The sequence below is a fragment of the Amaricoccus sp. genome (assembly GCF_017995835.1).
Classification (GTDB): Bacteria; Pseudomonadota; Alphaproteobacteria; order Rhodobacterales; family Rhodobacteraceae; genus Amaricoccus.
The window spans coordinates 37,605-61,970 of record NZ_JAGOID010000001.1 but is presented as its reverse complement, the minus strand read 5'-3'; the positions used below and the strand labels follow the sequence as shown (position 1 = coordinate 61,970).

At 69.9% G+C, this 24,366-nt stretch carries 27 protein-coding genes; 13 read left to right on the top strand and 14 right to left on the bottom strand.

Annotated features, from left to right (window positions below; genetic code table 11):
- Positions 1–51: 51 nt before the first annotated feature.
- The gene (locus KBA23_RS00320; protein WP_290735178.1) at positions 52–585 is read right to left on the bottom strand and encodes a TIGR00645 family protein; all 534 of its coding nucleotides are present in this window, start codon (positions 583–585) and stop codon (positions 52–54) included.
- Positions 586–736: 151 nt separating this feature from the next.
- Here KBA23_RS00320 and KBA23_RS00315 point away from each other — a divergent pair, with 151 nt between their 5' ends.
- The 4 genes from KBA23_RS00315 to KBA23_RS00300 all read left to right on the top strand — a co-directional run bounded on the left by KBA23_RS00315 (position 737) and on the right by KBA23_RS00300 (position 4,731).
- A complete protein-coding gene (locus KBA23_RS00315) occupies positions 737–1,414 on the top strand; it encodes a hypothetical protein (protein WP_290735175.1) in 678 nt (225 codons plus the stop codon).
- A gap of 22 nt (positions 1,415–1,436) precedes the next feature.
- Positions 1,437–2,738, top strand: coding sequence for a PQQ-like beta-propeller repeat protein (locus tag KBA23_RS00310; RefSeq protein WP_290735172.1), 1,302 nt, complete (start codon positions 1,437–1,439; stop codon positions 2,736–2,738).
- A 126-nt stretch (positions 2,739–2,864) separates the two neighbouring features.
- Positions 2,865–4,316 (top strand): ribosome biogenesis GTPase Der, encoded by a 1,452-nt coding sequence (gene der / locus KBA23_RS00305; protein WP_290735169.1) that lies wholly within the window; start codon positions 2,865–2,867, stop codon positions 4,314–4,316.
- A gap of 4 nt (positions 4,317–4,320) precedes the next feature.
- Positions 4,321–4,731 (top strand): cupin domain-containing protein, encoded by a 411-nt coding sequence (locus KBA23_RS00300; RefSeq protein ID WP_290735166.1) that lies wholly within the window; start codon positions 4,321–4,323, stop codon positions 4,729–4,731.
- Positions 4,732–4,741: 10 nt separating this feature from the next.
- Here the strand turns inward: KBA23_RS00300 and KBA23_RS00295 are convergent, their stop codons facing one another.
- Positions 4,742–5,623 carry a LysR family transcriptional regulator gene (locus tag KBA23_RS00295; protein WP_290735161.1) on the bottom strand — a complete coding sequence of 294 codons (882 nt, stop codon included), beginning with the start codon at positions 5,621–5,623 and terminating at the stop codon, positions 4,742–4,744.
- A 98-nt stretch (positions 5,624–5,721) separates the two neighbouring features.
- Here KBA23_RS00295 and KBA23_RS00290 point away from each other — a divergent pair, with 98 nt between their 5' ends.
- Both KBA23_RS00290 and KBA23_RS00285 read left to right on the top strand, forming a co-directional pair.
- Positions 5,722–6,783, top strand: coding sequence for an alkene reductase (locus KBA23_RS00290; protein WP_290735158.1), 1,062 nt, complete (start codon positions 5,722–5,724; stop codon positions 6,781–6,783).
- A 3-nt stretch (positions 6,784–6,786) separates the two neighbouring features.
- A complete protein-coding gene (locus tag KBA23_RS00285) occupies positions 6,787–7,659 on the top strand; it encodes an SDR family NAD(P)-dependent oxidoreductase (RefSeq protein WP_290735156.1) in 873 nt (290 codons plus the stop codon).
- 191 nt (positions 7,660–7,850) lie between these two features.
- Here KBA23_RS00285 and mtgA read toward each other — a convergent pair whose 3' ends face one another.
- The 6 genes from mtgA to KBA23_RS00255 form a co-directional block, all read right to left on the bottom strand.
- Entirely contained in the window at positions 7,851–8,516 is a 666-nt protein-coding gene (gene mtgA / locus KBA23_RS00280) for a monofunctional biosynthetic peptidoglycan transglycosylase (RefSeq protein ID WP_290735153.1), read from the bottom strand.
- A 77-nt stretch (positions 8,517–8,593) separates the two neighbouring features.
- Positions 8,594–8,956, bottom strand: coding sequence for a carboxymuconolactone decarboxylase family protein (locus KBA23_RS00275; RefSeq protein WP_290735150.1), 363 nt, complete (start codon positions 8,954–8,956; stop codon positions 8,594–8,596).
- 327 nt (positions 8,957–9,283) lie between these two features.
- Complete coding sequence (locus tag KBA23_RS00270) at positions 9,284–9,742, bottom strand: GNAT family N-acetyltransferase (RefSeq protein WP_290735146.1); 459 nt, start codon at positions 9,740–9,742, stop codon at positions 9,284–9,286.
- Between the two features lie 18 nt (positions 9,743–9,760).
- Positions 9,761–10,207: a peptidoglycan-binding protein LysM gene (lysM, locus tag KBA23_RS00265; RefSeq protein ID WP_290735216.1), complete on the bottom strand. Its 447-nt coding sequence runs from the start codon at positions 10,205–10,207 to the stop codon at positions 9,761–9,763.
- Positions 10,208–10,281: 74 nt separating this feature from the next.
- Complete coding sequence (gene cobS / locus KBA23_RS00260) at positions 10,282–11,268, bottom strand: cobaltochelatase subunit CobS (protein ID WP_290735143.1); 987 nt, start codon at positions 11,266–11,268, stop codon at positions 10,282–10,284.
- Positions 11,269–11,531: 263 nt separating this feature from the next.
- Positions 11,532–11,693, bottom strand: coding sequence for a hypothetical protein (locus KBA23_RS00255; RefSeq protein ID WP_290735141.1), 162 nt, complete (start codon positions 11,691–11,693; stop codon positions 11,532–11,534).
- A gap of 135 nt (positions 11,694–11,828) precedes the next feature.
- Between KBA23_RS00255 and KBA23_RS00250 the strand changes: the two genes are divergently transcribed.
- From KBA23_RS00250 to queG, 3 genes are all read left to right on the top strand, one after another.
- Positions 11,829–13,388, top strand: coding sequence for a serine hydrolase (locus KBA23_RS00250; protein ID WP_290735139.1), 1,560 nt, complete (start codon positions 11,829–11,831; stop codon positions 13,386–13,388).
- A 111-nt stretch (positions 13,389–13,499) separates the two neighbouring features.
- Complete coding sequence (locus KBA23_RS00245) at positions 13,500–14,165, top strand: glutathione S-transferase family protein (RefSeq protein ID WP_290735136.1); 666 nt, start codon at positions 13,500–13,502, stop codon at positions 14,163–14,165.
- Positions 14,166–14,184: 19 nt separating this feature from the next.
- On the top strand, positions 14,185–15,321 hold the full coding sequence (gene queG, locus KBA23_RS00240) for a tRNA epoxyqueuosine(34) reductase QueG (protein WP_290735133.1): 1,137 nt from the start codon (positions 14,185–14,187) through the stop codon (positions 15,319–15,321).
- On the opposite strand, the gene KBA23_RS00235 is transcribed toward queG, so the two are convergent.
- Positions 15,254–15,967: a hypothetical protein gene (locus KBA23_RS00235; RefSeq protein ID WP_290735129.1), complete on the bottom strand. Its 714-nt coding sequence runs from the start codon at positions 15,965–15,967 to the stop codon at positions 15,254–15,256. The genes queG and KBA23_RS00235 overlap by 68 nt on opposite strands.
- Before the next feature lie 51 nt (positions 15,968–16,018).
- On the opposite strand from KBA23_RS00235, the gene KBA23_RS00230 reads away from it, so the two are divergent.
- From KBA23_RS00230 to KBA23_RS00220, 3 genes are all read left to right on the top strand, one after another.
- The gene (locus KBA23_RS00230; protein ID WP_290735126.1) at positions 16,019–16,867 is read left to right on the top strand and encodes an SDR family oxidoreductase; all 849 of its coding nucleotides are present in this window, start codon (positions 16,019–16,021) and stop codon (positions 16,865–16,867) included.
- Positions 16,868–16,998: 131 nt separating this feature from the next.
- Positions 16,999–19,215, top strand: a complete 2,217-nt coding sequence (locus KBA23_RS00225; RefSeq protein ID WP_290735122.1) for a YjbH domain-containing protein — start codon at positions 16,999–17,001, stop codon at positions 19,213–19,215.
- The gene (locus tag KBA23_RS00220; RefSeq protein ID WP_290735119.1) at positions 19,212–19,898 is read left to right on the top strand and encodes a YjbF family lipoprotein; all 687 of its coding nucleotides are present in this window, start codon (positions 19,212–19,214) and stop codon (positions 19,896–19,898) included. The genes KBA23_RS00225 and KBA23_RS00220 overlap by 4 nt, the downstream gene beginning before the upstream one ends.
- Before the next feature lie 295 nt (positions 19,899–20,193).
- Here KBA23_RS00220 and KBA23_RS00215 read toward each other — a convergent pair whose 3' ends face one another.
- The gene (locus tag KBA23_RS00215) at positions 20,194–20,394 is read right to left on the bottom strand and encodes a hypothetical protein (protein WP_290735116.1); all 201 of its coding nucleotides are present in this window, start codon (positions 20,392–20,394) and stop codon (positions 20,194–20,196) included.
- A 145-nt stretch (positions 20,395–20,539) separates the two neighbouring features.
- Positions 20,540–21,175: a L,D-transpeptidase gene (locus KBA23_RS00210; protein ID WP_290735113.1), complete on the bottom strand. Its 636-nt coding sequence runs from the start codon at positions 21,173–21,175 to the stop codon at positions 20,540–20,542.
- 175 nt (positions 21,176–21,350) lie between these two features.
- Between KBA23_RS00210 and KBA23_RS00205 the strand changes: the two genes are divergently transcribed.
- Positions 21,351–21,830: a CAP domain-containing protein gene (locus KBA23_RS00205; protein WP_290735111.1), complete on the top strand. Its 480-nt coding sequence runs from the start codon at positions 21,351–21,353 to the stop codon at positions 21,828–21,830.
- Positions 21,831–21,873: 43 nt separating this feature from the next.
- Here the strand turns inward: KBA23_RS00205 and KBA23_RS00200 are convergent, their stop codons facing one another.
- From KBA23_RS00200 to KBA23_RS00190, 3 genes are all read right to left on the bottom strand, one after another.
- Complete coding sequence (locus KBA23_RS00200) at positions 21,874–22,401, bottom strand: L,D-transpeptidase family protein (protein WP_290735109.1); 528 nt, start codon at positions 22,399–22,401, stop codon at positions 21,874–21,876.
- A 136-nt stretch (positions 22,402–22,537) separates the two neighbouring features.
- Positions 22,538–23,701, bottom strand: coding sequence for a 23S rRNA (adenine(2503)-C(2))-methyltransferase RlmN (rlmN, locus tag KBA23_RS00195; RefSeq protein ID WP_290735105.1), 1,164 nt, complete (start codon positions 23,699–23,701; stop codon positions 22,538–22,540).
- Between the two features lie 123 nt (positions 23,702–23,824).
- Positions 23,825–24,358: an invasion associated locus B family protein gene (locus tag KBA23_RS00190; protein ID WP_290735102.1), complete on the bottom strand. Its 534-nt coding sequence runs from the start codon at positions 24,356–24,358 to the stop codon at positions 23,825–23,827.
- Between the last annotated feature and the right edge of the window lie 8 nt (positions 24,359–24,366).

Below are 24,366 nucleotides of genomic sequence, written 5' to 3'. Positions count from 1 at the left end.
ATTTGGCGTCCGGCACGAAAGGCAAACCGAAAAACTGCGCGGTCTTCGGTGTCAGTGAGATTTCGATCGGGCGTAGAGCCAGTCCATAATGGAGAGCAGCACGCCGCCGACCACGAAGGTCAGGTGAATGCCCACGAGCCAGGCCACCTGCTTGTTCTGGAACTCGTCGCCGGAATCGGCGTTGCCGATCCACAGGAACCACTTGAGCAGGTGGATCCCCGAGATCGCCACCATGGCGCCGATCAGCTTTATCTTCAGCCCCGCATAGTCGATCGTGCCCATCCAGGCCGGCCGATCCGCGTCCTCGCCGATGTCGAGCCGCGAGACGAAGCTCTCGTACCCCGCAAAGAGCACGATCAGCACGAGGTTCGCCGTCAGCGTGATGTCGATCAGCGACAGCACCGCCACCACCACCTCCTCGTCGCTGAGCGTCAGCGCATGGCCGGCGAAATGGACGATCTCGCGCAGGAACACCACCACGAGAAGCAGCAGCGACAGCGCGAGCCCGGCATAGAGCGGGGCCATGAGCCAGCGCGAGGCGAAGATGCCACGCTCGAGGCCCCGTTCGAGGCGCTTGGGATCCACGGGGACGTCCTCCGGGTCTGGACGGGCGATGAATTCTGGCCAAAGGCGAAGGCCCGCCGTCAACCGCAATCTTCGCCGCGCGCGGCCGGCGCGCCCTTGGCGCCACGGGGGGCGGACGGTATACGGGCGCGCCGGCACTCGGAGACGTCGCGTGAGCGAGACCGATTCCTTCATCAGCGAGGTGACCGAGGAGGTCCGTCGCGACACGCTGTTCCGCACCTTCCGGCGCTATCGCTGGGCGCTGGCCGCCGCCGTCCTCGCGATCGTCGGCGGCGCGGCTTGGCACGAGATCCAGACGCTGCGCGAGCGTGCGGGCTCGCAGGATCGCGGCGACGCCCTCCGCGCGGCGATCGCCACCTCGGACCCGGGCGAGCGGGCGGCGGCGCTGAAGGGGCTCGACGTCGGCCCGGCGACGGCGGTGGGACGGTTCGCCGCGGCCGCCGCGGCGCTCGAGGCCGGCGACGCGGATGACGCCGCCGCCACGCTCGCGGCGCTGGCCGCCGACGGCGCGACGCCGCAACTCTATCGCTCGCTCGCCTCGCTCCAGCGGGTGATGGCGCTCGGCCCGCGTCTCGACGCGAGCGAGCGGCTCGCGGCGCTCGACACGCTCGCCGGCCCCGGCGAGCCCTTCCGGCCGCTGGCGCTCGAGCAGCGCGCGCTCCTGCGCATCGAGCAGGGCGACACGGCCGCGGCGCTCACCGACCTTCAGGCGATCGCCGATGCGCCGGAGGCGCCGCCGGCCCTCGCCGAGCGGGCGCGCCAGCTCGTGATCGCGCTCGGCGGCGGCCCGGCTGCCGCGGCGGCGGCGCCGGCCGGGTCGGGCGGCTGAGGTTCTGGGCGGAGCGGGTGCGATGACAAACGGAACCGCCGCGCGCCGTGCGCTCGTCCTGCTCGCGCTCGCCGCGGCGCTCGCCGGATGCCAGGGGCGCGACCAGCCGCTTCCGGGCGAGCGCATCGCCGTGCGCCCCGACGCCACGCCGATCGTCGCCGAGGCCGCCCGGCCGCTGGCGCTGCCGGCGCCGGTCGTCAACGCCGACTGGAGCCACCGCAACGGCGCGGCGCGCGGCCGCTTCGTCCACCTCGCCTTCGCCGCCAACCCCCGCGAGGTCTGGAGCGTCGACCTCGGCGAGGGCGACGCGCGGCGCCGGCGCCTCATCACCGCGCCGATCGTGGCGGGCGGCCTGGTCTTTGCGATGGACGCCGCGGCGCAGCTTTCGGCCTTCACCACCGCGGGCGAGCTGGTCTGGCGGCGCAGCGTCGTCGCCGAGGGGCAGCGCGCCGATTCCGGACCGGGCGGCGGCATGGCCGTCGAAGGCGGCGTGCTCTACGTCACCACCGGCTTCGGGCAGGTGCTCGCGCTCGACCCCAGGACCGGCGGCGAACGCTGGCGGGTGACGCTCGACGCGCCGATCCGCGCGGCTCCGGCGGTTTCGGACGGCCGCGTCTTCGTGGTGGCGCGCAACGACAGCGCCTATGCGCTCTCTGCGGCCGACGGCTCGATCCTGTGGCGGGTGCAGGGCGCGGGCGGCCCCGGCATCCTCGGCGGCGCGACGCCCGCCGTCGACGGCGAGCTCGTCGTGATCCCCTTCGCCTCGGGCGAGGTGCTGGGCGTCCTCGCGCGCTCCGGCCTTCAGGTCTGGGGCACGGCCGTGACCGGCGGCCGCCGCGAGCTGGTCCGAAACCGCATCAGCGACATCACCGGCGACCCGGTGATCGACGGCGGCGCCATCTACGCGTCGAACCAGAGCGGCCGCTCGATCTCGCTCGACCGGCTTACCGGCGAGCGCAACTGGACGATCTCCGAAGGCTCCTGGGGGCCGGCGTGGCCGGTCGGCGGCTCGGTGTTCCTGCTCTCCGACGAGGGCGCGCTCGCGCGCATCGACGCGGCGACCGGCGGGGCGGTCTGGCTCACCCAATTGCCGCTCTACTACAACGCCAAGCGCAAGGAGGCGATCGTCCATTTCGGGCCGGTCCTCGCCGGCGGCCGGCTCTGGGTGGCAAGCTCGGACGGGCTGCTGCGCGCGTTCTCGCCGAACGACGGGGCGCAGGTCGGCTCGGTCGACCTGCCCGGCGGCGCCGCGGCCGCGCCGGCGATCGCGCGCGGGGTGATGTATGTCGTGACCCGCGACGGGCGCCTTCGCGCTTTCCAATAGCCGGAGGCTCGGCTAGAGCGGGACACGCGGGGCCGGGCCAACCCGGCCGTCCGCGCACTGCATCCTGAACACCGGCGATCGTTCCGGGCTGCCTGCCGGACGCACGCCGATCCCCAAGGCCGGCCCATGCCATTCACCCTCGCCATCGTCGGTCGCCCCAATGTCGGCAAGTCCACCCTGTTCAACCGGCTGGTCGGCCGCCGCCTCGCGCTCGTCGACGACCAGCCCGGCGTGACCCGCGACCTGCGCGAGGGGGCGGGCCGCCTCGGGCCGCTGCGCTTCCAGGTGATCGACACCGCCGGGCTCGAGGAGGCGACGGACGACAGCCTGCCGGGCCGGATGCGGGCGCTGACCGAGCGCGCCGTCGACATGGCGGACGTCTGCCTCTTCCTCGTCGACGCCCGCGCCGGCGTCACCGCGACCGATCGGGTGCTGGCCGAGCTGCTGCGCCGTCGCGCCGCGCGGGTGATCCTCGTCGCCAACAAGGCCGAGGGCAAGGCGGGGGACGCCGGCTATTACGACGCCTTCGGGCTCGGCCTCGGCGAGCCGGTGGCGATCTCGGCCGAGCACGGCGAGGGGCTCGACGACCTGATGCGGGCGCTCGAGCCCGTGGCGGCTGCGTTCGAGGACGCCCAGGCGATCGTCGAGGTCGACGTGGACGATGTCGACGACGACGTGGACGAGGAGGGCGAGGCCGCGATCCTGCCCCCGGGGCGTCCGATCCAGATCGCGGTGGTGGGCCGGCCGAACGCCGGCAAGTCGACGCTGGTCAACGCGATTGTCGGCGAGGACCGCCTGCTGACGGGACCGGAGGCCGGCATCACCCGCGATTCCATCGCCGTCTCGACCGACTGGGGCGGAACGCCGTTCCGCATCTTCGACACCGCCGGGATGCGGCGCAAGGCCAAGGTGCAGGCGAAGCTCGAAAAGCTTTCGGTCTCGGACGCGCTTCGGGCGGTGAAGTTCGCCGAGGTGGTGGTCGTCCTTCTCGACGTGCAGGCGCCCTTCGAGAGCCAGGACCTGCGCATCGCCGACCTCGCCGAGCGCGAGGGCCGGGCGGTGGTCCTCGCCGTCAACAAGTGGGACCTCGAGGACGACCGCCAGGAGAAACTCGCGGAGCTGAAGGAGACCTTCGGGCGGCTGCTGCCGCAGTTGCGCGGCGCGCCGCTCATCACCGTCTCGGCGCTGACCGGGCGCGGACTCGATCGCCTGCGCGACGCGGTCGTGAAGGCTCATGCGGTGTGGAACACCCGCATCTCCACGGCCCGGCTCAACCGCTGGCTGTCGCTCGTCGTCGCCGACCACCCGCCGCCCGCCCCCTCTGGCCGGCGGATCCGCTTGCGCTACATGACCCAGGTGAAGACCCGGCCGCCGACCTTCGTGCTCTTCGCCTCGGTCCCCGATGCGTTGCCCGACGATTACCGGCGCTTCCTCGTCAACGGGCTGCGGCGCGACTTCGACATGCCGGGGACGCCGATCCGGCTTCTCGTGCGGGGGGGCGACAATCCCTATGCCGGCCGCCGCAAGCACAACGCGACGAGCCTCGACAAGCACAAGCCGCGGCGATTGACGGAGTAGCGCGATGGCGGCGGAACAACCCGTGGTGCTCGGACCCGGCGAGGGGCGGCGCTACGAGATGGGGCCGATTTCGGCGGTGTTCAAAGCCGACGGGGCCGAGACGGGCGGGCGCTTCTCGATCTCCGAATGGTGGCTCGAGCCCCGCTGCGAAGGCCCGGGCGCGCACAGGCACGACGACAACGACGAGATCTTTTACGTGCTCGAGGGCGAGGCCTCGATCCTCGTCGGCGCGGACTGGCGCCGCCTGCCCAAGGGTTCGCTCTGCGTGATCCCGCGGGGGGTGATGCACGACTTCCGCAACGAGGGCGCGACCCGGATGGGGCTCCTCAACGTGTTCCTGCCCGGCCCCTTCGAGACGATGATGCCCGCCATCGTCGACTGGTTCCGCGACAACCCCGCCCGCCGGATGAAGTGAAACGGGCCGCTCAGCACCGCTCAGTCTTCAGTTTCTCCCGAAGGAAGTCGATGAAGCGCTGTACCCGGGCGGGAAGCAGGCGGGTTTCCGTCACCGCGTGAATTGCGCTTGGGGCGCCGCGCCAGTCAGGCAGCACGGGCACGAGATGGCCCGACGCAAGTTCGGCCTCGACCGCGCGTTGGGGCAGAAGCACCACGCCCATCCCCTGGACCGCAAGGGAGCGCATGAGCGCGACGTTGTTCAACCGAAAGCGACTCTTCGCAGCCAACTCGCAGGACTGCGTGCCCGCATGCAGGGTCCATGTCCCACGGCTCGCCATGGCAAGGCAAGGCAGTCGCTCCAGGTCCGAGGGATGCCTCAGCGGCTCGGCGGTCTGAAGAAGGACGGGCGCCGCGAAGAGTTCTGCCGTGACCCGCCCGATCACCCTGGAGATCAGCGTGTTGCTTGTCGGTCGGGCCATCCGGATGGACAGGTCGAACCGTTCGGAGACGAGGTCCACGTTGCGCGGCGTCAGATCCAGATCGAAGTCGATCCCCGGATAGAGGCGGGCGAACTCGGGCAGGATCGGGGCCAGCCAGATCGTGGCGAAGTCGACCGGCAGGGATACCCGCAAGGTCCCCGTGGGCCGTGCCACCAACTCGCCCAGTTCCTCGTGGGCGATGCGGGCCTCCTCCACGATCCGCCTGGCGCGGTCGTGATAGATCCGGCCCGCCTCGGTCAGCTCCACCTTGCGCGTCGTGCGGTTGAGAAGCCGCAGCCCGATGGACGCCTCGAGCGCCGCAATGCGACGCGACAACGTGGAGGCCGGCACCCCCGCCGCTTCGGCCGCGCCACGAAAGCTGCCGGTTCGTGCGACCTCGACGAACAGGGCCATGTCGTTCAGGTAGTCCATAATTGTCCCGAATCCGGAACAGTAACTTCCATTGATCAGCGTTTATCCCACCAGTGCAAGGATTCATCTAGGGGGCACGCAATTGAAGGAGTTCGCTCGTGTCCCCGCTCTTCACCCCTGCCCATCTGGGCAGGATCGACCTCGCCAACCGCCTTGTCATGGCTCCCATGACTCGCTCCCGTGCCGACAACGCAGGGGTTGTTGGCGAGTTGACGGCCACCTATTACGCGCAGCGCGCCAGCGCCGGGCTGATCGTCACCGAAGGCGTCTTCCCGACCGCCGACGGCAAAGGCTATGTCCGCACGCCGGGGATCGAGACGCCGGCACAGATCGCCGGCTGGAAGGCCGTGGCCGAAGCGGTTCATGATGCCGGCGGCCGGATCGTCATGCAGTTGATGCACACGGGCCGGATTTCTCACCCTTCGATGCAGCCCGGCGGGGCGCTGCCGGTCGCACCTTCGGCGATTCGTCCCGCCGGCCAGGCCTGGACCGACGAGGGGCTGAAGGACTTCGTCACCCCGCGCGCACTCGGCCAGGACGAGATCAGGACGATCGTTGCGGGCTATGCCCGCGCCACCCGCAATGCGCTGGACGCCGGTTTCGATGGGGTCGAGCTGCACGGCGCGTCCGGCTACCTGCCGGAACAGTTCCTGTCGTCGGGCAGCAACATCCGCAGCGATGCCTATGGCGGCAGCATCGGGAACCGCGCCCGCTTCATGCTGGAAGTGCTGGACGCCATGATCGAGGTCGCCGGCACCGGCCGCGTCGGACTGAAGCTGTCGCCCGAGATGAACCTCAACGACATCCATGACGACACGCCGGTCGAGACCTACAGCTACCTGGTCAGCCAGTTGCCCGCCGAAGAGATGGCGTATCTGAACGTGACGCTCTTCGGCAAGCCGCAGGCGGACTATCATGCCCTGCTGAAACCGCTTTTCGCCGGCAACTACCTGATCGGCGGCGGGCTGACGAAAGACGCTGCCGAAGGCTTGCTGAAGGACGGTGACGCTGAAGCGGCCGTCTTCGGCGCGTCCTTCCTCGCCAATCCCGACCTGGTGGAACGCTTCCGCAAGAACGCGATCCTGAACCGGCGTGATCCCGCCACGACTTACACGCCCGGGCCGAAAGGCTACACTGACTACCCGACGCTGGAGGGCTGAACGATGAAGCGCGACAAGAGCTTTACCTACTCGGTCCCGGCCAACCTCGACTTCACCGGCCGGCGTGTCGCCATCATCGGCGGCACCGGAGGCATCGGCCGCGCCTTTGCCCGCGCCGTTGCCGCCAAGGGCGCTTCAGTCACCATCGTCGGGCGGAAGTTCCGCGACCCGGACGTGACGGGCATCGACTTCGTGTCCGCCGACCTGAGCCTGATGACCGAGGCCCGCCGGATCGGCGAGACGCTACCCGCCGAAACCTATGATCTCGTTGTCTTCACCACCGGCATCATGGCAGGCCCGAAGCGCGAGGCAACGGCCGAGGGGATCGAGCGTGATCTCGCGATCAGCTATCTCAGCCGCCTTGTGATCCTGCGCGGCATGGCGGGCCGGATGGGCAGCGACAACCGCCGCCCGCGCGTCTTCGTCATGGGCTTCCCCGGCTCGGGGCAGAAGGCGGTGATCGACGACCTCAACTCGGACAGGAACTACGGCCGCATGAGGGCGCACATGAACACGGTCGCAGGAAACGAGGCGCTGGTGCTCGATGCCGCGCGCCGCTATCCGCAATTCGACACCTTCGGATTGAACCCCGGCTTCGTGAAGACCGACATTCGAGGCAACCTCTTCGGCGGAAAGAACCTGCTCTATCGGGTGATGGAAGGGCTGGCCGGCATTCTGACCAAGGACGCGGACAGCTATGCCCGCCGGATCCTGCCATTGTTCGTCGCGCCCGAGCTTCGAGGCCAGGCGGGACGGATGTTCGATGACAAGGCGCGGGCGATCGTTGCGTCATCATGGCTAACCGAGACCAGCGTCGAGCAGGTCATCGCAGCCTCGGCAGCTCTGGTCGAGGAACGTGCGGGGTTCGCAGTGTAGCGGACCAGGCTTGCGCCCCACGCGCGGGGCGATGTCATACGGGCCCCCGCCTGAATGCCTCGCGCCTGCACTAACGATTCAATCCCGACTCTTTTGCCTGACATATGCGTTGTGCATACGTTGTGCATGGAGCGTGCATCGAAGGATCCGCCGTAAACCCTTGACGCCGAAGTCTTCAGGCGGAAACCGTATCACAGAAAACAGTCCGCGCGGCCGTCCTGCCGGATCGTCGCGGCCCCGGACTGGATCGCCCGGCCGCGGCTGGCGATGAAGCTGGTGCCCGAAACCGGAGAGCGGCGCTTGGGATCGGGCAGCACCGCCATCAGCCGCGCCGCGCGCTGCGGCCCGAGCTCGCCCGCCCCGATCCCCCAGTAGCGCCGCGCCGCCGCCTCGACGCCGAACACGCCCTCGTCGAACTCGGCGACGTTGAGATAGACCTCCATGATCCGCCGCTTCGGCCAGAAGACCTCGATCAGCAAGGTGAATCCGGCCTCCAGCCCCTTGCGCAGCCAGGTCCGGTCCGGCCAGAGGAAGACGTTCTTGGCGACCTGCTGACTGATCGACGAACCGCCGCGCAGCCGGTCGGAATCGGCGAAGGCGGCGCGGATGCCGTCGAGGTCGAAGCCCCGGTGCAGGCAGAAATTGGCGTCCTCCGCCGCGGCCGCGCTCAGCGGCACGACCTCGGCCATCGCCGAAAGGGGGACCCAGTCGCGCTCGATCGACCCGAGCCGCAGCCATTCCCCGATCATCAGCCAGGTGACCGGCGGGGGCACGAACCGATAGACCAGCGTCATCCCGACCGCCGCCAGCACGAAGACAAGCGCCGCAAGCCGCAGCGCCCGCCAGGCCCTCCTCACGAGGCGACGTGTCCAGCGCGCGACCATGCCGGCCCTCTGCCCGGTTTCCCGCCGCCGCGCAAGCCGACCCTGCGGCGTCAGGCAGTCGCCCGCGCCTGCACGAACTGGTCGAAGGCCCGCAGCGCGTCGGCCGCATACATCAGCGCCGGCCCGCCGCCCATGTAGACGCACATGCCGAGCGTCTCGATGACCTCCTCGCGGGTCGCGCCGGCCTCGACCAGCGCCTTGCAGTGAAAGCCGATGCAGCCGTCGCATCGTTGCGTCACCCCGATGGCGAGCGCGATCAGTTCCTTGGTCTTGTGGTCGACGACGCCGCTGGCGGTCGCCGACTTCGCCATCGCCCCGAAGGCCTTCATCACGTCGGGGGCGGTCTGGCGCAACTGGTGGGTATAGGCCGAGATGCCCGCGATGATCGCCTTGTAGTCCTTGTCCTCGTCCATGATCGCCCTCCGGGGGATGTTCACTTCACGGAGTCATAGTCCGATCGGGTCGTAGAATGCAAAGGGCGGACCCTGGAGACTAACCTCCGATCCGGGTGCGAGAATCGCGGAGCGGGCCGGACCGGATGCGCGAGGACGCGCCCGACGGTGCTTTCGCCGGCCGCGCGACCCGGATGATATGATACCCGCGAGTCTACCATGCTACCCGGCGCAACACGGGCTAACACGCGTGATAGATAGGATAACTACCTGAGTACACACGATAAAAGCCACAAAGGTCAAAAAAAGGTCCGCGAGTCGTTTCATGAGCCCGCCGGTATGAGACGCTCAAACCCCCGGCGGCCGGTCGAGCACGACGAGCCGGCGCGGGCGCATCCCGCGCGCGAGCGCGACCAGACCGCCAGCCTGGCCCAGCAGCAGGTTCAGTCGCACCGGCCAGGGCGCCGCGCGCGCCGGGATCGGAGAGAAGCCCCAGGCCTCGTAGAAGCGGGCGCGCGCGAAGGCGGTGACGATGAGCGCACGCCGCGACCCCGCCGCCGCCACCGCCGCATCGACCAGCAACCGCCCCAGCCCGCCCCTTCGCCTGTCCGCACGGACCACCAGCGACCCGATCTCGACCGCGCCGACCCCGGCCGGCCGGAGCTGCACGATCCCGATGACCGCGCCGGCGTCCTCGGCCACGAGGAAGTTCCGCCAGTCGACGCCCACCGGATTCAGCCGCTCGCCCTTCATCAGCGCGCGGATGAGGGGGGCTTCGCCGACGAGCGCCGCGCGGATCTCCGTCACGGCGGGCCCCCGGGGACCCTACTTCGCCGGAATGCGCAGGACCTGACCCGGGTAGATCTTGTCCGGATCGCTCAGCATCGGGCGGTTCGCCTCGAAGATCTCGGTGTAGCGCGCGCCCTTGCCGAGGGTCTTCTCGGCGATCTTCCACAGCGTGTCGCCCTTGACGACGGTGTGGAACACCGGCTCGGGCGCCGGCTCCGGCGTCTCGATGGCGTCCTCGACCCTGGCGACGCCCGCGACGTTGCCGACGGCGAGGATCAGCTTCTCGCGTTCCTCGGCGCTGGCCGCCTTGCCGGTCACCTTGACCGTGTCGCCATCGACTGTGACCTGGAGCCCGTCCGCCTTGAGGCGGAGATCGCCGACCTCCTTCTTCAGCGCCTCGGGGGTCGGCGGCGCCTCGGCGGCCTCGGCATCGCCTATGCCAAGCGCCTTGCCGGCATTCTTGACAAAATCCCACAGTCCCATGGTCATTCTCCCTCGAGCAAGCGGCCCCCTGCGGACGTAGGCCGCGCTCGGGGCAAAGCAAACCGGCGCGGATTTCAACCCAAGCTGACGCTCACCGCGCTCTCGGGAAGCTCCTTGTCGAAGCAGCGCTGGTAGAACTCGGCCACTGTCTGGCGCTCGAGTTCGTCGCACTTGTTGAGGAAAGTGAGCCGAAAGGCGAATCCGACGTCGCCGAAGATGCGGGCGTTCTCGGCCCAGGCGAGCACGGTGCGCGGGCTCATCACCGTCGAAAGATCGCCGTTCATGAAGGCGGCGCGGGTCAGGTCGGCGACCGTGACCATGCGGCTGACGGTCTTGCGGCCCTCGGGCGTGTCGTAGCCCGGATACTTGGCCAGCACGATGTCGCCTTCGGCGTCGTGGGCGAGGTAGTTGAGGGTGACCACCATCGACCAGCGGTCCATCTGGCCCTGGTTGATCTGCTGGGTGCCGTGATAGAGCCCGGTCGTGTCGCCGAGCCCTACCGTGTTCGCCGTGGAGAACAGCCGGAAGTAGGGATGCGGGCGGATCACCTTGTTCTGGTCGAGGAGCGTCAGCTTGCCGTCGACCTCGAGCACCCGCTGGATGACGAACATCACGTCCGGCCGGCCGGCGTCGTACTCGTCGAAGCAGATCGCCACGGGATTCCTGAGCGCCCAGGGCAGGATGCCCTCCTGGAACTCGGTGACCTGGACGCCCTCCTTGAGGCGGATGGCGTCCTTGCCGATCAGGTCGATGCGGCTGATGTGGCTGTCGAGGTTCACCCGGACGCAGGGCCAGTTCAGCCGGGCGGCCACCTGCTCGATATGGGTGGACTTGCCGGTGCCGTGATAGCCCTGGATCATCACCCGCCGGTTGTGGGCGAAGCCCGCGAGGATGGCGAGCGTGGTGTCGCGGTCGAAACGATAGGTCGGGTCGACGTCCGGCACGCGGTCGGTCGGCTCCGCGAAGGCCTTGACCTTGAGGTCGACGTCGATGCCGAAGGTCTCGCGGACGTCGAGCTCGCGCGTCGGCACCGCCGCCAGGTCCAGTCCGCCATCCGCCATGTCCGTGCTCCCGTGCGCGGGTTCGGTCGCTTGGTCCCCGCGCGCCCGGTTATGTGTCGCAAAACCCCCTCCGATGCAAGCGAAGGCCCGCTGTATTGCGCCGGCGGAAGGCGGCGGAAATTCCGGGAAAGTCCGTCGCTCTCCGCGCGAGGCCGCGTCGGGGCCGTCTATGCTCGGCTGCGGGAGCATCGGACGGCCGGGAAGGCCAAGGGCGGCGGCGTGGGGGACAACACCGGCGGAACCCGGCGCGCGCGTCGAAGGCGTCAGAGACCGAGCGCCCCGCGCAAGGGCGGCAGCGCGGCGGCGGCCGCGAGGCCGACGAGCACGCCGGCCACGAAGCGGCCGGCGTGGCCGCCGAGGAAGGGACCCGCCATGCCGAGCAGGCCACAGACGGCGGCGTAGTAAAGCAGCGTGACGGGATCCATGGGCGACGCCTCCGCGCAGGGCCGCAAGGCGCCGATCATTGCGCGGGCCGCCCGTTCCCGCAAGGCCGCCACGCCGCCGTTGCCAGAAGGCCCCCGGGCATGGAACATCCCGCCGGCGCAAACAGGGAGAAAGAGATGGAAATCCAGCATTGGCGGCCGGGCGTCGGGCGCGCCGTCTCGGCGGCGGCGCTGCTGACGGCGGCGGTGACGTTCGCCGGTCCTGCCCGCGCCGACGCGGCGATGGACGCCGCCATCGAGGCGCTCGTGCCGGATCTCGAGGCCTATATCGAGAAGGGGATGGCGGAGTTCGACGCGCCGGGCGTTGCAATGGGGATCGTCAGCGGCGACCGGCTGGTCTGGAGCCAGGGCTTCGGCACGGCGAGCAAGGGCGGCGCGGCCGTGGACACCGACACGATCTTCCAGATCGGCTCGACCACCAAGGCCTTCCTCGCCACGACGATCGCCATCGCCGTCGACGAGGGCCGGCTCGCCTGGGACGACCGCGTCGTCGATCGCTACGAGCCGGGCTTCCAGATGAAGGACCCCTGGGTGACCCAGGAGTTCCGTGTGCTCGATCTCCTCGCGCAGCGTTCTGGCATGCCGCCGGCGGCGAACGACGCGCTCGGCTTCCTCGGCGTCCCGCCCGAGGGGATGGTCCACGCCATGCGCAACGTCGAGCCGGTCTCGAGTTTCCGCACCACCTTCGCCTACACCAACGTCACTCACATGCTCGCCGGCGACATCGTCGCCGAGGCCATGGGCGCCCCGGACTGGGCCTCGGTGGTGACCACCGAGATCGTCGAGCCGCTCGGAATGACCCGCACCTCGCTGACGGAGGAAGCGATCGAAGCAGCGGAGAACGCCACGATCGGGCACCGCTACACGCCCGAGGGCTCGGTCGAGGTTCCGTTCACGCCGCTCTTCCCGTACGCCTTCCAGGGCGCCGGCGCGATCAACTCCACGGTCAACGACCTCGTGCCCTGGGTGCGACTCCAGCTCTCGGGCGGAATGCACGACGGCACGCGCATCGTCTCGGAAGAGAACCTCGCCGTGACGAAGATCCCCCGCATCGGCATGGCGCCGACCGCAGGCTACGCGATGGGCTGGTTGCAGCAATCGACGCCGAACGGCCTGATCACCTGGCACAACGGCGGGACCACCGGTTATGGCGCCTATATCGGTCTCCTGGCCGCCCATGACGTTGCGGTGATCGTGCTGACCAACCTCCAGAACGTCGGCCTGCCGGACGCCATCGGCGAGTGGACGTTCGACCGGCTGCTCGGCAATCCGGAGGTCGACCACGCGGCGGCGAAGCTCGCGGCGGCGAAGGCGGCGGCCGCCCGCCTCGACAAGGTCTTCACCCGGCCGGAGAATCCATCGCCGTCGCCCGCCGCCGCCGGCCTCGCCGGCTCCTACTTCAACCCCTCGCTCGGGGCGGTGGAGCTGTCGGTCGAGGGCGAGGAGCTGACGCTCCTCGTCTCCGGCACGGGGGCGCGGCTCGCGCTCGCACCGTGGAACGGCGACGCCTTCACCGTCACCATCGTTCCCGAAGGGCGGTTCGGGGCGATCGCCGCCAACCTCGGCCCGCTGCCGGTGGGCTTCGCCCAGTTCCGGGTGAACGGGGACGGGGTCGTCTCCGGATTCGACTTCGTGTTGCAGGAAGACGGCCAGACCCTGCCCTTCGAGCGGAACTGAACGCGCGCCCGGGCGGCAGATCGCCGCCCGCGGCGGCAGGCCGAGGTTGATCTGGGCGGCGCAAAGGCGGACAAGGGCGGACCGAGCGACACAAAGACCGAAGGGCCGCGAATGCGCCGTCTCTACCACCAGACCCTGTCCCCGTTCTGCCGCAAGATCCGCCTCGTCCTCGCCGAGAAGGGCATAGAGGTCGAGTTGCGCGAGGAGCGGCCCTGGGAGCGGAGGATGGACTTCCTGCGGCTCAATCCCGCCGGGCAGGTGCCGGTGCTTCAGATCGACGACCTGACGCTTTCCGATTCCGGGGCGATCTTCGAGTACATCGAGGAGACCCAGCCCGAGCCGCCGCTTCTGCCCAAGGATCCCGCGGCGCGGGCGGAGGCGCGCCGCCTCGCCGCGTGGTTCGACGACAAGTTCCACCGCGAGGTGACGGCGAACCTGCTCTACGAGCGGGTGAACAAGAAGCTGGCGAAATCGGGCTATCCCGAGAGCGAGAAGATCAAGGCCGGGCTGAAGAGCATCCGCTACCACCTCGACTATATCGGCTGGCTGATGGAGCATCGCCGCTGGCTCGCCGGCAACCAGATGACGATCGCCGACTTCGCCGCGGCGGCGCAGCTCTCCTGCCTCGACTATGTCGGCGATGTCGACTGGTCGCGCAGTTCCGGGTTGCAGGACTGGTATGCCAAGATCAAGTCGCGGCCGGCGTTCCGCTCGATCCTGGCCGACCTCGTCCCGGGCTTCACCCCGCCCGCCCACTACGCCGATCTCGACTTCTGAAGGGGGGAGGAGCGGCGCGATGGGGCTCCGTTTTGCCCGGGAAGCGCGTCGGGAGGCGGCGGTGGAGGGCGGAGATCTCGCCTTGCGGATCAGGGAACGCGCCCGCGCCGAAGGGTTCGCAGCGGCGGGGTTCTGCTCGCCTCGGGCGATTCCCGAGGCGGCGGGACGGCTCGGGGCCTTTCTCGACGCCGGAATGCACGGGCGGATGGGCTGGCTCGCCGAACGGGCCGCGTGGCGGGGGGATCCGGCGGCGCTCTGGCCGGCGGCGCGCTCGGTCGTCATGCTGGCGGAGGTCTACACGCCCGAGGAGGATCCGCTTGTGGCGCTGGCGCGGCGCGGCCGCGGAACGATCAGCGTCTATGCCCGCGGCGCGGACTACCACGACGTAGTGAAGCGCCGGCTGAAGCGGCTGGGCCGCTGGCTGGTCGCGGAGACGGGCGCCGAGATCAAGGTCTTCGTCGACACCGCGCCGGTGATGGAGAAGCCGCTGGCGCAGGCGGCCGGGCTCGGCTGGCAGGGAAAGCACACCAACCTCGTGTCGCGCGAGCTCGGGAGCTGGTTCTTCCTCGGGGCGATCTTCACCACCCTGGACCTGCCGCCGGACGCGGCGGAGCGCGGACATTGCGGCTCGTGCCGGGCCTGCCTCGACATCTGCCCGACCGGGGCGTTCCCGGCGCCCTTCCGGCTCGACGCCCGGCGCTGCATCTCCTACCTGACGATCGAGCACGACGGGCCGGTCGATCCGGCCCTGCGCGAGCTGCTCGGCAACCGGATCTATGGCTGCGACGACTGCCTCGCCGTCTGCCCGTGGAACAAGTTCGCGCGGGCGGCATCGGAGGCGGTCTATCTGGCGCGTGCGGAGCTGGCCGCGCCGCGCCTCGCCGATCTCGCCGCGCTCGACGACGCGGGGTTTCGCGAGGTGTTCGCCGGCTCGCCGATCAAGCGGATCGGGCGAAACCGCTTCGTGCGCAACGTGCTCTACGCCATCGGCAATTCCGGCGACCCGGCGCTCCTGCCCGCGGCCGAGCGGCTGAAGGCCGATCCCGATCCGGTGGTGCGCGACGCGGCCGAATGGGCGGCGGCGCGGCTCAGCCGTCCGCCGCGAGATTGCGACGCGCATCGGTCGCAAGCGGGTGGTCCGGGTGAGCCGCGATGAGGCGCAGCCAGAGCGCCTCGGCGGCGGCGGCGTCGCCGGTCTCGGCGGCGGCGGCTCCCGCCTCGAACAGGCCCGCCGGCAGGTCCGGGGCGAGCGCCAGCGCCGCTTCCGCCTCGGCGCGGGCCGCCTGCGGATCGCCTCCGAGGCGCAGCGCCGCGGCGCGCAACGCCTTCGCCTCGGCGTCGCCGGGCTCGGCGGCCGCGAGCGTCGCGGCGGCGCCGGCGTGATCGCCCTCGGCCGCCTGGGCGCGGGCGCGCAGGATCAGGCGCGCCTCGGTGCGCGGCGGCGCGACGCGGTCGAGATTGTCGAGGATGGCGAGCGTGAGGTCCGGGCGAGCGTCGTTGAGCCACAGCCGGGCGGCGTCCTCGTAGATGGCGACCCTAAGCGCCGGGGCGAGCAGGCGGCGCTTGTTCTCGGCGAGGTTGGTGAGGATCAGCGCCGCGGAGCCGTAGGCCTGCATCGCCTCGAGCGCCGCGGCCTCGCACAGCTCCGCCTCGGTGCCGCCGCCGAGGCGCTTCCAGATCGAAGCCTCCTCGCGCGCGGTTTCCGGGCTGGCGGCGATGGCGGCCTTGCAGCCGGCGGCGTCGCGGATCTCGGCGGTCGCAGGGGCGGCCAGAACGAGAAGGGCGAGGAAGGCTCTGTGCATCGCGGACGCGATCCCCAAGACGGCGGGCGGAGGCGAGATGGGAGGCCCCGCGTGACCCGACCCGTGCTCCTGACGCTTGGCCATGGCTACTCGGCGGCGGCGCTGGCCGCAAGCCTCGGGCCGGGCTGGCGGAGGATCGGCACCATCCGCACGACGGCCCGGGCGGCGGAGCTGCGGGCGCAGGGCGTCGAGCCCGTCGACTGGGGCGATCCGGCGGCGCTGGAGGCGGCCGTTGCCGTCGCGAGCCACGTGCTCGTCTCGGCCCCCCCGGATGCGCTCGGCGATCCCGTCCTCGCCAGACTTGGCGGGCAGCTGCGGCGGCGGGGGCCGGACTGGGTCGGCTACCTGTCGACGACCGGGGTCTACGGCGACCGGCGGGGGGACTGGGTCGACGAGACCGGCCCGCTCGCGCCCGTCAGCGAGCGGGGGCGCTGGCGGGTTGCGGCGGAGCGAGCTTGGGCGGAGACGGGCCTGCCGGTCGAGGTGTTCCGGCTCGCGGGGATCTACGGCCCGGGCCGGAGCGTGTTCGACCGCCTGCGCGCGGGGCGGGCGCAGCGCGTGATCAAGCCCGGGCAGGTGTTCAGTCGCATTCACGTCGATGACATCGCCCAGGCGCTGGCGGCCTCGATGGCTACGCCGCGGCCGGGCGAGGCGTGGAACCTCGCGGACGACGAGCCAGCCGCGCCGCAGGACGTGCTCATGTTCGCCGCCGGGCTCCTCGGGATGGATCCTCCGCCGGAGATCGCCTTCGAGGCGGCCGAACTCGGGCCAATGGCGCGGAGCTTCTGGAGCGAGTCGAAGCGCGTCTGCAACCGCCGGCTGCGCGAGACGCTGGGCGTGGCGCTGCGCCATCCGGACTATCGCGCCGGGCTCCGGGCCGTCCTCGCCGCCGGAGGATGACGGGCGCCGGCGCAACATTGGCTGGAAATCCGCCGTCCGGGACTTTCTGCGCTGGCCATCCCCGAGCAGGGCGCCTAGACATTGGCCAAATCGGAGGAGCCGAAGCGCTCCGGGAAACGTGGGCAGGGCGAATGGCAAGGCCGCGCGGCGGCGCAGGGGTTTCGACGCTGATGCTCGTGGCGGCGACGGCGATGGCTGTCGCGGGAGCCGCGGGCGGGCAGGAGCGTGGCCCGGTGGTGGGCCGGCCGAGCGTCAACCTCTACGGCATGACCGGTCTCATCGACATGCCGAGCGCGCAGGACCAGCCCGACGCGCAGGTGACGCTCAGCTACAGCTATTTCGGCGAGACGCAGCGGCGGAACTTCAGTTTCCAGATCCTGCCCCGGGTCTCCGGCGCGGTGCGCTACGCGACGATCGACAACTGGGGCCAGCGCGACGAGGACACCGGGGTCTACGACCCGAGCTACGACCTGTTCGATCGCAGCTTCGACGTGCAGTTCACGTTGTGGCGCGAGGGCGACTGGCGCTGGTGGATGCCGGACATCGCGCTCGGGTTCCGGGACTTCCTCGGGACGGGGGTGTATTCGAGCGAGTACCTGGTCGCGACCAAGACGGTTCCGACGGAGCGGGCGGGCGACTTCGTGCTGACGCTCGGCCTCGGCTGGGGACGGCTCAGCCGGGTCAACGGGATCGCCAACCCGTTCTGCCAGGTCTCCGACTCGATGTGCGACCGCGAGAACGACTTCGGCGAGGGCGGCAAGCTCAGCTGGGACACATTCTTCACCGGGCAGAACGTCGCGCTCTTTGGCGGCGCGGAGTGGCGGACGCCGATCGATGGGCTGACCTTCAAGGTCGAGTACTCCTCGGACGACTACAAGCGCGAGCAGAAGAGCCCGTCCAACACGTTCCACCCGGAGAGCCAGGTGAACGTCGGCGCGGAATACACCATCCGCGAGGGGATCACGCTCGGCGCCTACTACATGTACGGCACGACCGTCGGCGTGAACCTCGCGCTCAGCGCCAACCCCAAGCGGCCGCTGGTGCCGCCAGATCTCGGCACCGGGCCGCTGCCGGTCAATCCCGTGCCGGTGGACGCGCCCGATGGCACGGGGTGGGCGCGCAACCCGGCCTCGATCGACAAGCTGGCCACGGCGCTCGCGGAGATCCTCAAGGCCGAGGGCATGCAGCTCGAGGGCTTCTACGCCGATCCGGACGGGCGCGGCGTCGAGGTCGCGATCGACAATGTGCGCTTCCAGCAGAACCCCAAGGCGATCGGCCGCACGGCGCGCGTGCTCCAGGCCGGGATGCCGGCCTCGGTGCAGACCTTCCGCATCACGCCGATGGAAGACGGGCTGCGCACCTCGACGATCACGATCGACCGGCGCGACTTCGAAGCCGAGGTGGACCGGCCCAACGCCGGCGAGGAAAGCTGGGAGAGCGTCGAAATCGCCGGCGCGACGCCCGCGCTGCCGGCGGGCGCCTGGTATCGGCCCGCCTATCCGGATTTCATCTGGAGCATCGTTCCGGCGCCGTTCCTGACGCTGCTCACGCCCGGAGACCCGATCCGGCTCGGGCTAAACATCGACCTCGAAACGCAGGTCATCCTGCGGCCCGGCCTGTCTGTCACCGCGAACATCAGCCAGCCGGCGATCAACATCCCGAACGACCCGGGGCCGTCGGAATCGAACCTCCACCCGGTGCGGAGCGATTCGCCGCGTTACTACGCCGACTACGCGCCGAAAATCGCGCAGTTGAGCGTCGACTACCTCTTCAAGATCAACGAGAGCACCTACGGGCGCACATCGGCCGGCCTGCTCGAACGCATGTTCGGCGGTGTCGGGGCGGAAATCCTGTGGAAGCCGGTCGACCAGAGCTGGGGTCTCGGCGCCGACATCAACTGGGTGGCGCAGCGCAACTTCGACGATCCGTTCGGCTTCGACTACTACGACTACGACGTGGTGACGGGGCACGCCTCGCTTTACTGGGATACCGGCTACTACGGGCTTGAGGCGCAGGTCGACGCCGGGCGCTATCTTGCCGGCGACTGGGGCGGCACGCTCACCGTGCAGCGGCGCTTCCCGAACGGCTGGGCCGTCGGCGGCTACTTCACGCTGACGGACGTCACCGAGTCCGACTTCGGCGAGGGCAGCTTCGACAAGGGCGTGTTCGTCGAGGTGCCGTTCCGCTGGACCGTGCCGTTCGAGACGCGGTCGAACAACTCGATCTCGCTTACCTCGGTCTCGCGCGACGGCGGCGCCCAGCTGGAAACCTCGAACGCGCTCTACCCGATCATCCGCGACTTCGACAAAGGCCGGCTCGGACGCGCCTGGGGGTCGTTCTGGCAATGAGACGCCTCCTCGCCCCCGTCCTCCTCGCGGCGCTGGCGGCCTGCTCGAACGGGCAGGTCAACCCGATCGTCGACGCGGCGGTCGATGAGATCCTGCCCGGCGAACGCGCCCCGGATCAGCCGAAGACCCGCACGCCGGTCACGCGGGAGGCGCTGACCCGCGCCGACGTTGCGGCGATCCGGGTCGGCCTTCTCGACCATCCGAGCCGGACGCTGCTCTTTGCGGCGAGCGAGAACGGCGGCTACATCACCTATTCCTCGGTGCTGCGGCAGAACTTCACCCTGCTCGGCGCCTACATCACCGGCGTGCGCGGCGTGGGCTGGGATCTTCTGTCGGCGGCGTCGAGCCGGCCCGATCCGCTGGTGACGCCGATTCCGCCCGGCCAGTGGCCCGCCGGGGTCAAGCGCACCTACATCTTCCCGAACTTCACGCCGCAGGGACGGGTGGAGGTCTATGACTGCCGCTTCGAGTTCGGGGCCGTGCAGGAGATGGTCGTCGTCGAGCAGCGCCACCGGGGCGTGCTGGTGACGGAGACCTGCACGGGCGACTACGGCACGTTCGAGAATCTGCACTTCGCCGATGTCGGCTCCGGTCAGGTGTGGCGCAGTCTGCAATGGGTCGGCCCGCAACAGGGCATCATCGACCTCGAGATCCTCGTGCCGTTCACCGGCCGCCGGAGCTGAGGCCCGACTCGTAGGATCACGCGCTGCCGCGGAGTCGTGCGCGCCAGATTTCCGGTCGCCCATCGCTACTTGCGGCAGTTTCAGGTGCTGGCAGGCGGTCGGATGGAGATTCCGGCTGGCGCTCGCTCGACGAGCGATTCGCGCTCCCGGACAATTCGAATCGCGCTGGAGCGCCATGCCTGAATGACCAAAGGCGACGCATGGCGCCGCCTTTGGTCGCACCCTGCTGGGGGCGCCGGCGCCACACTTGGGGGGCGCCGGCCCGGCCCGCCGTCAGGCGGGCCTCCCTCGCAAATCAGGAGTCGTCGTTCGAGATCGCGTACGCGACCGCGGCGAGACCGATCACCGGGATCAGCCAGGCGGCGTTGAAGCCACCAACGGGCTCGGGCTCGGCGACGATGATCTCTTCCTCGGCCGGCGCCTCGAAGACGAGGGCGCCAGCGAACGCCTGGCCGGCCAGCAGGAGAGCCGCCGCAGTGCTGACGATAAGCTTCATTCGTATTCCTCCTAAAGAGTGCGGGTCTGCGAAACTGCTAGCTCACCCGGACCTGCGAGCGGACAAGCTAATGACCGGAGATTAGCCCATCGCGCCGCACGTTCAATCTATGAAATCGGGGGGCTGGAGTAAATCCTGAATGTTGTCAAATGAGCAACACCGGGGTCCCCACCTGCACGCGGTCGTAGACCTCGAGGATGTGCTCGTTGAAGAGGCCGATGCAGCCGTTGGAGCTCTGCCGCCCGATCTTGCGGATGTCGTTGGTGCCGTGGATGCGATAGGCCCCCGGAAAGCCGAGGTTGAGCGCCCGGATGCCGAGGGGGTTGTCGGGACCGGGGCCGACATAGCGCGGCAGGTCAGGGTTGCGCGCGATCATGTTATCGGTCGGGCGCCATTCCGGATCGTGCCGCTTCAGCACCACCGAGGTGCGGCCGCGACGGGTCATGTCGCCTGTCATCGGCACCGAGGTCGGATAGATCCGGTAAAAGCCGTCCGGCGACCACAGGTGCAGGACCCGGTCGTTGGTGTCGACGAGAATCGCGCTGTTGCCGATGGACGAAAAGTACGCCTGCCAGTCGCGGCTGACCGAGCCCGACACCCGGCGTTGCAGCCTGGGCTTGTCAGCGCTGTCCGGCACGTATTGCCGCAGCGGATCGACGACGAGCGTGTCGGTGAACACGCCCTGCTGCGCCAAGGCAGGGCCGCCGACGGCGGCGCCGACGGCCGCGCCCGTCGCCAGAACGACGAAGCCGCGACGGTCAATGCTGGTAGGCTCCGACATGCCGCTCTCCTCCGAAATGTCCGGACAGGAACCGAAGCGTAGTAAAACCGTGGCCCCGCCGCAACTCACGCTTGCTTCAGCGAATCATCGCCGATTCCCGTCCCGATTGCGTTTGAACGGGCGGGTGAAAGCGGCTAGTCCTCGCGACCGTCACAAGGCTTATCCCCGGATATCCATGCTCGCCCGCATCGCCCTTGCTGCCCTCGCCTTCGCCGCCGCCTGCGCCCCGACCCAGCAGACGGGCGGCGTGCCCCGGTTGACGGCGGCCGACGCCGACCCGATCCGGATCCGCCACCTCGACGCGGTCAACGCGGCGCGCGCGCAGAACGGGCTCGCGCCCCTGCAACTTTCCGCCGAACTCAACGCCGCCGCCGAGACCCATGCTCGCGACATGTCGGTGCAGAAGCGCGCCTGGCATTTCGGCTCGGACCTGACGAGCTGGCGCGAGCGCGGCTTCCGCGCGGGGTATCGCGGCGAGGTGCTGGGCGAGAACCTCTACGAGGGCGCGGACAGCGACCTGACCGTGTTGAAGTACTGGCTCGAGGTGCCCGACACGCGGCGCGTCATCATGGCGCCGGCGGGGCGCGGCCTCGGGCTCGGCTGGCACCAGGACGCGGGCGGCAAGCTCTGGTGGGTGCAGCTCGTCGGCGCGTGACGCCGACGCGCGGCGCCGAGGCGGGGGCGCGGCCCGCCCTGGCTCAGGCGAGGATGGTGATCGGGGTCGCGAGCGGCGTCATCGCCCAGATCTCCTCGATCTCGTCGTTGGCGACGGCGATGCACCCCGCCGTCCAGTCCTTCTTTCCCTGCGCCGCCCTGATCTCCCGGGGCCGCACCGGCTGGCCGTGGATGAAGATGTCCCCGCCCGGCCTGACGCCCAGGGAACGAGCGCGCGCCTCGTCCTCGGCGTTCGGATAGCTTATGCCGATGCTGAGGAAATACTCGCTGCGCGGGTTGCGCCGGTCGATCCAGTACAGGCCCTCGGGCGTCCGGCCGTCGCCCGAGGCGGTCTTGTGCCCCTCGGGAGTGAACCCGAGCGCGATCCGGTAGCGTTTGAGGATTTCGCCCTTGGCGCGCAACTCCAGCACCCGCTTCGATTTCGAGACAACGATGTGGTCCGCGCGCGGCGCTACCGGCAGCGCGAAGGCCCGCGCGATCGCAGGCGTCCCCAGGCAGGCGGCTCCGGCCGCCAGCCCCAGGAGGCCCCGGCGTCCAAACCTCGGCGCCATTCCTTTCCCATGCTCGTTCATCTGCCTGCCCTCGTCGCAACGGGTCCTTAAGGACCTCATCGTTAACGCCTGATATCTTTACGGATAGTTCAGATGCGCCGCGATCAGGCAAGCGGAATCTCGCCGAGTCATCCCGTCACGCACCGTATCCGGCGGCGGTTGTGGCGCGGCGGACGCGCTCCGAGGCGCTCTTGAGTTGCCCGCAGGCGGCCATGATGTCCTCGCCGCGCGGCGTGCGGACCGGCGAGGCATAGCCCGCCCGGTTGACGATTCGGCCGAACGCCTCGATCCGATCCGGGTCCGAGCGCTCGTAGGGCGCGCCCGGCCATGGGTTGAACGGGATCAGGTTGATCTTGGCCGGGATGCCGGCGATCAGCTTGACCAGCCGCCGCGCGTCGGCGTCGCTGTCGTTGACACCCTTCAGCATCACGTACTCGAAGGTGATTCGCTCGGCGTTCGACAGCCGCGGATAGGCGCGACAGGAGTCCAGTAGCGCGGCGATGTTCCATTTCCTGTTGATGGGCACCAGCTTGTCCCGGACCTCGTCGGTCGTCGCATGGAACGAGATGGCCAGCAGGCAGCCGATTTCCTCGCCGACACGGGCGATCTCCGGCACGACGCCGGAGGTGGACAGCGTGATCCGACGCCGCGACAGCGCCAGCCCGGCGCCGTCCATCGCCACCAGCATCGCGTCGCGCACCGCATCGAAGTTGTAGAGCGGCTCGCCCATGCCCATGAGCACGACGTTCGACACCAGCCGCTTCTCGACCGGCGTGCGGCCCCAGTCGCCGAGGTCGTCGCGGGCGACGAGGATCTGGCCCACGATCTCGGCCGCGGTCAGGTTGCGCACCAGCCGCTGCGTGCCGGTATGGCAGAACGAGCAGGTCAGCGTGCACCCGATCTGGGAGGAGACGCAGAGCGTGCCGCGGTCCGACTCGGGGATGTAGACCGTCTCGACCTCGCCGCCGCCCGCGACCCGCAGCAGGTACTTGCGGGTGCCGTCCTCGGAGACCTGCCGCGCCACGACCTCCGGGCGTTCCAGGGTGAACCGCTCGGCGAGCCGTGCGCGGAGATCCTTGCCAAGGTTCGACATCGCCGCGAAGTCACGCACGCCCCGGTGGTAGATCCATGTCCAGACCTGATCGGCGCGCATCGGCGCCTTCTCCGGCGCGACGCCTGTCTCGACCAGCGCCGCGACGAGGGCGGGGCGGGCAAGGCCGATCAGCGAGCGCAGGCCATCCGCCTCCGGCGCGCGCCGTGGCAGGGCAAGTGCTTCGGGAACGATCGGAGCGGCGTGCATGGGCATGGATCCGGGCGACCGCGCCAGCAGGCGCGCGCCCTCACATAGTCCCGAAGCGCGGTTTGCGCCAGCCCGGGCGTTGCGCGCCGCCTGCGTGCCGGCACGGCGCGCCGGCGCGCAGGCCTACTTGCAGAGTTCGTCCGCCTTGTTGATCGCGGCCGTGAAGCCCGAGAGCGAGAACGTGTCGGTGGTGGTCGTGCCTCGCGCCGAGACGCCGGTGATCGTCGCCGTCGAGCCGCGACGCATCGCGGCGACGATGCCGCCGTCGTCCTGCGCGGCCGGCCAGGCCCAGCCGCTGGCGTCGCCTGGTCCGGGGGTCAGGTTGAAGCTCTCCGAGCCGACCTTCAACTGCACCGGCGTGCCGGCGCGCAGCGGATACCCGCCGGTGAAGCTCACCTCGTTGCGCACGCCCTCGCCGGGATTGAAGCGCACGAAAAGCCGGATGTCGCCCCGGTTCACCTGCACGTTCTGGCCGTCGCGCTTGGCCACGCTGCCCGTCGGCTGGGAGACGATGTAGCATTCCCTGGGGGCGCCGGTCTGGAACACCGTCCAGTCGTTGTGCGCCGCGACGCGCTCGGCGGCAGCCTGGGCGAGCGCCGGCGATGTTACGAGAGCGGCGAGAGTGAGGGCCAAGGCTTTCCACGTACCGGTGGGCATGGGGCTGA

Excerpts from the sequence above, each read along its gene's own strand:
- KBA23_RS00310 (WP_290735172.1), top strand. The coding sequence starts at position 1,437 with ATGACAAACGGAACCGCCGCGCGCCGTGCGCTCGTCCTGCTCGCGCTC.
- der (WP_290735169.1), top strand. The coding sequence starts at position 2,865 with ATGCCATTCACCCTCGCCATCGTCGGTCGCCCCAATGTCGGCAAGTCC.
- KBA23_RS00300 (WP_290735166.1), top strand. The coding sequence starts at position 4,321 with ATGGCGGCGGAACAACCCGTGGTGCTCGGACCCGGCGAGGGGCGGCGC.
- KBA23_RS00295 (WP_290735161.1), bottom strand. The coding sequence starts at position 5,623 with ATGGACTACCTGAACGACATGGCCCTGTTCGTCGAGGTCGCACGAACC.
- KBA23_RS00285 (WP_290735156.1), top strand. The coding sequence starts at position 6,787 with ATGAAGCGCGACAAGAGCTTTACCTACTCGGTCCCGGCCAACCTCGAC.
- KBA23_RS00275 (WP_290735150.1), bottom strand. The coding sequence starts at position 8,956 with ATGGACGAGGACAAGGACTACAAGGCGATCATCGCGGGCATCTCGGCC.
- lysM (WP_290735216.1), bottom strand. The coding sequence starts at position 10,207 with ATGGGACTGTGGGATTTTGTCAAGAATGCCGGCAAGGCGCTTGGCATA.
- cobS (WP_290735143.1), bottom strand. The coding sequence starts at position 11,268 with ATGGCGGATGGCGGACTGGACCTGGCGGCGGTGCCGACGCGCGAGCTC.
- KBA23_RS00255 (WP_290735141.1), bottom strand. The coding sequence starts at position 11,693 with ATGGATCCCGTCACGCTGCTTTACTACGCCGCCGTCTGTGGCCTGCTC.
- KBA23_RS00250 (WP_290735139.1), top strand. The coding sequence starts at position 11,829 with ATGGAAATCCAGCATTGGCGGCCGGGCGTCGGGCGCGCCGTCTCGGCG.
- KBA23_RS00245 (WP_290735136.1), top strand. The coding sequence starts at position 13,500 with ATGCGCCGTCTCTACCACCAGACCCTGTCCCCGTTCTGCCGCAAGATC.
- queG (WP_290735133.1), top strand. The coding sequence starts at position 14,185 with ATGGGGCTCCGTTTTGCCCGGGAAGCGCGTCGGGAGGCGGCGGTGGAG.
- KBA23_RS00235 (WP_290735129.1), bottom strand. The coding sequence starts at position 15,967 with ATGCACAGAGCCTTCCTCGCCCTTCTCGTTCTGGCCGCCCCTGCGACC.
- KBA23_RS00225 (WP_290735122.1), top strand. The coding sequence starts at position 16,999 with ATGGCAAGGCCGCGCGGCGGCGCAGGGGTTTCGACGCTGATGCTCGTG.
- KBA23_RS00220 (WP_290735119.1), top strand. The coding sequence starts at position 19,212 with ATGAGACGCCTCCTCGCCCCCGTCCTCCTCGCGGCGCTGGCGGCCTGC.
- KBA23_RS00215 (WP_290735116.1), bottom strand. The coding sequence starts at position 20,394 with ATGAAGCTTATCGTCAGCACTGCGGCGGCTCTCCTGCTGGCCGGCCAG.
- KBA23_RS00210 (WP_290735113.1), bottom strand. The coding sequence starts at position 21,175 with ATGTCGGAGCCTACCAGCATTGACCGTCGCGGCTTCGTCGTTCTGGCG.
- KBA23_RS00205 (WP_290735111.1), top strand. The coding sequence starts at position 21,351 with ATGCTCGCCCGCATCGCCCTTGCTGCCCTCGCCTTCGCCGCCGCCTGC.
- KBA23_RS00200 (WP_290735109.1), bottom strand. The coding sequence starts at position 22,401 with ATGGCGCCGAGGTTTGGACGCCGGGGCCTCCTGGGGCTGGCGGCCGGA.
- rlmN (WP_290735105.1), bottom strand. The coding sequence starts at position 23,701 with ATGCACGCCGCTCCGATCGTTCCCGAAGCACTTGCCCTGCCACGGCGC.
- KBA23_RS00190 (WP_290735102.1), bottom strand. The coding sequence starts at position 24,358 with ATGCCCACCGGTACGTGGAAAGCCTTGGCCCTCACTCTCGCCGCTCTC.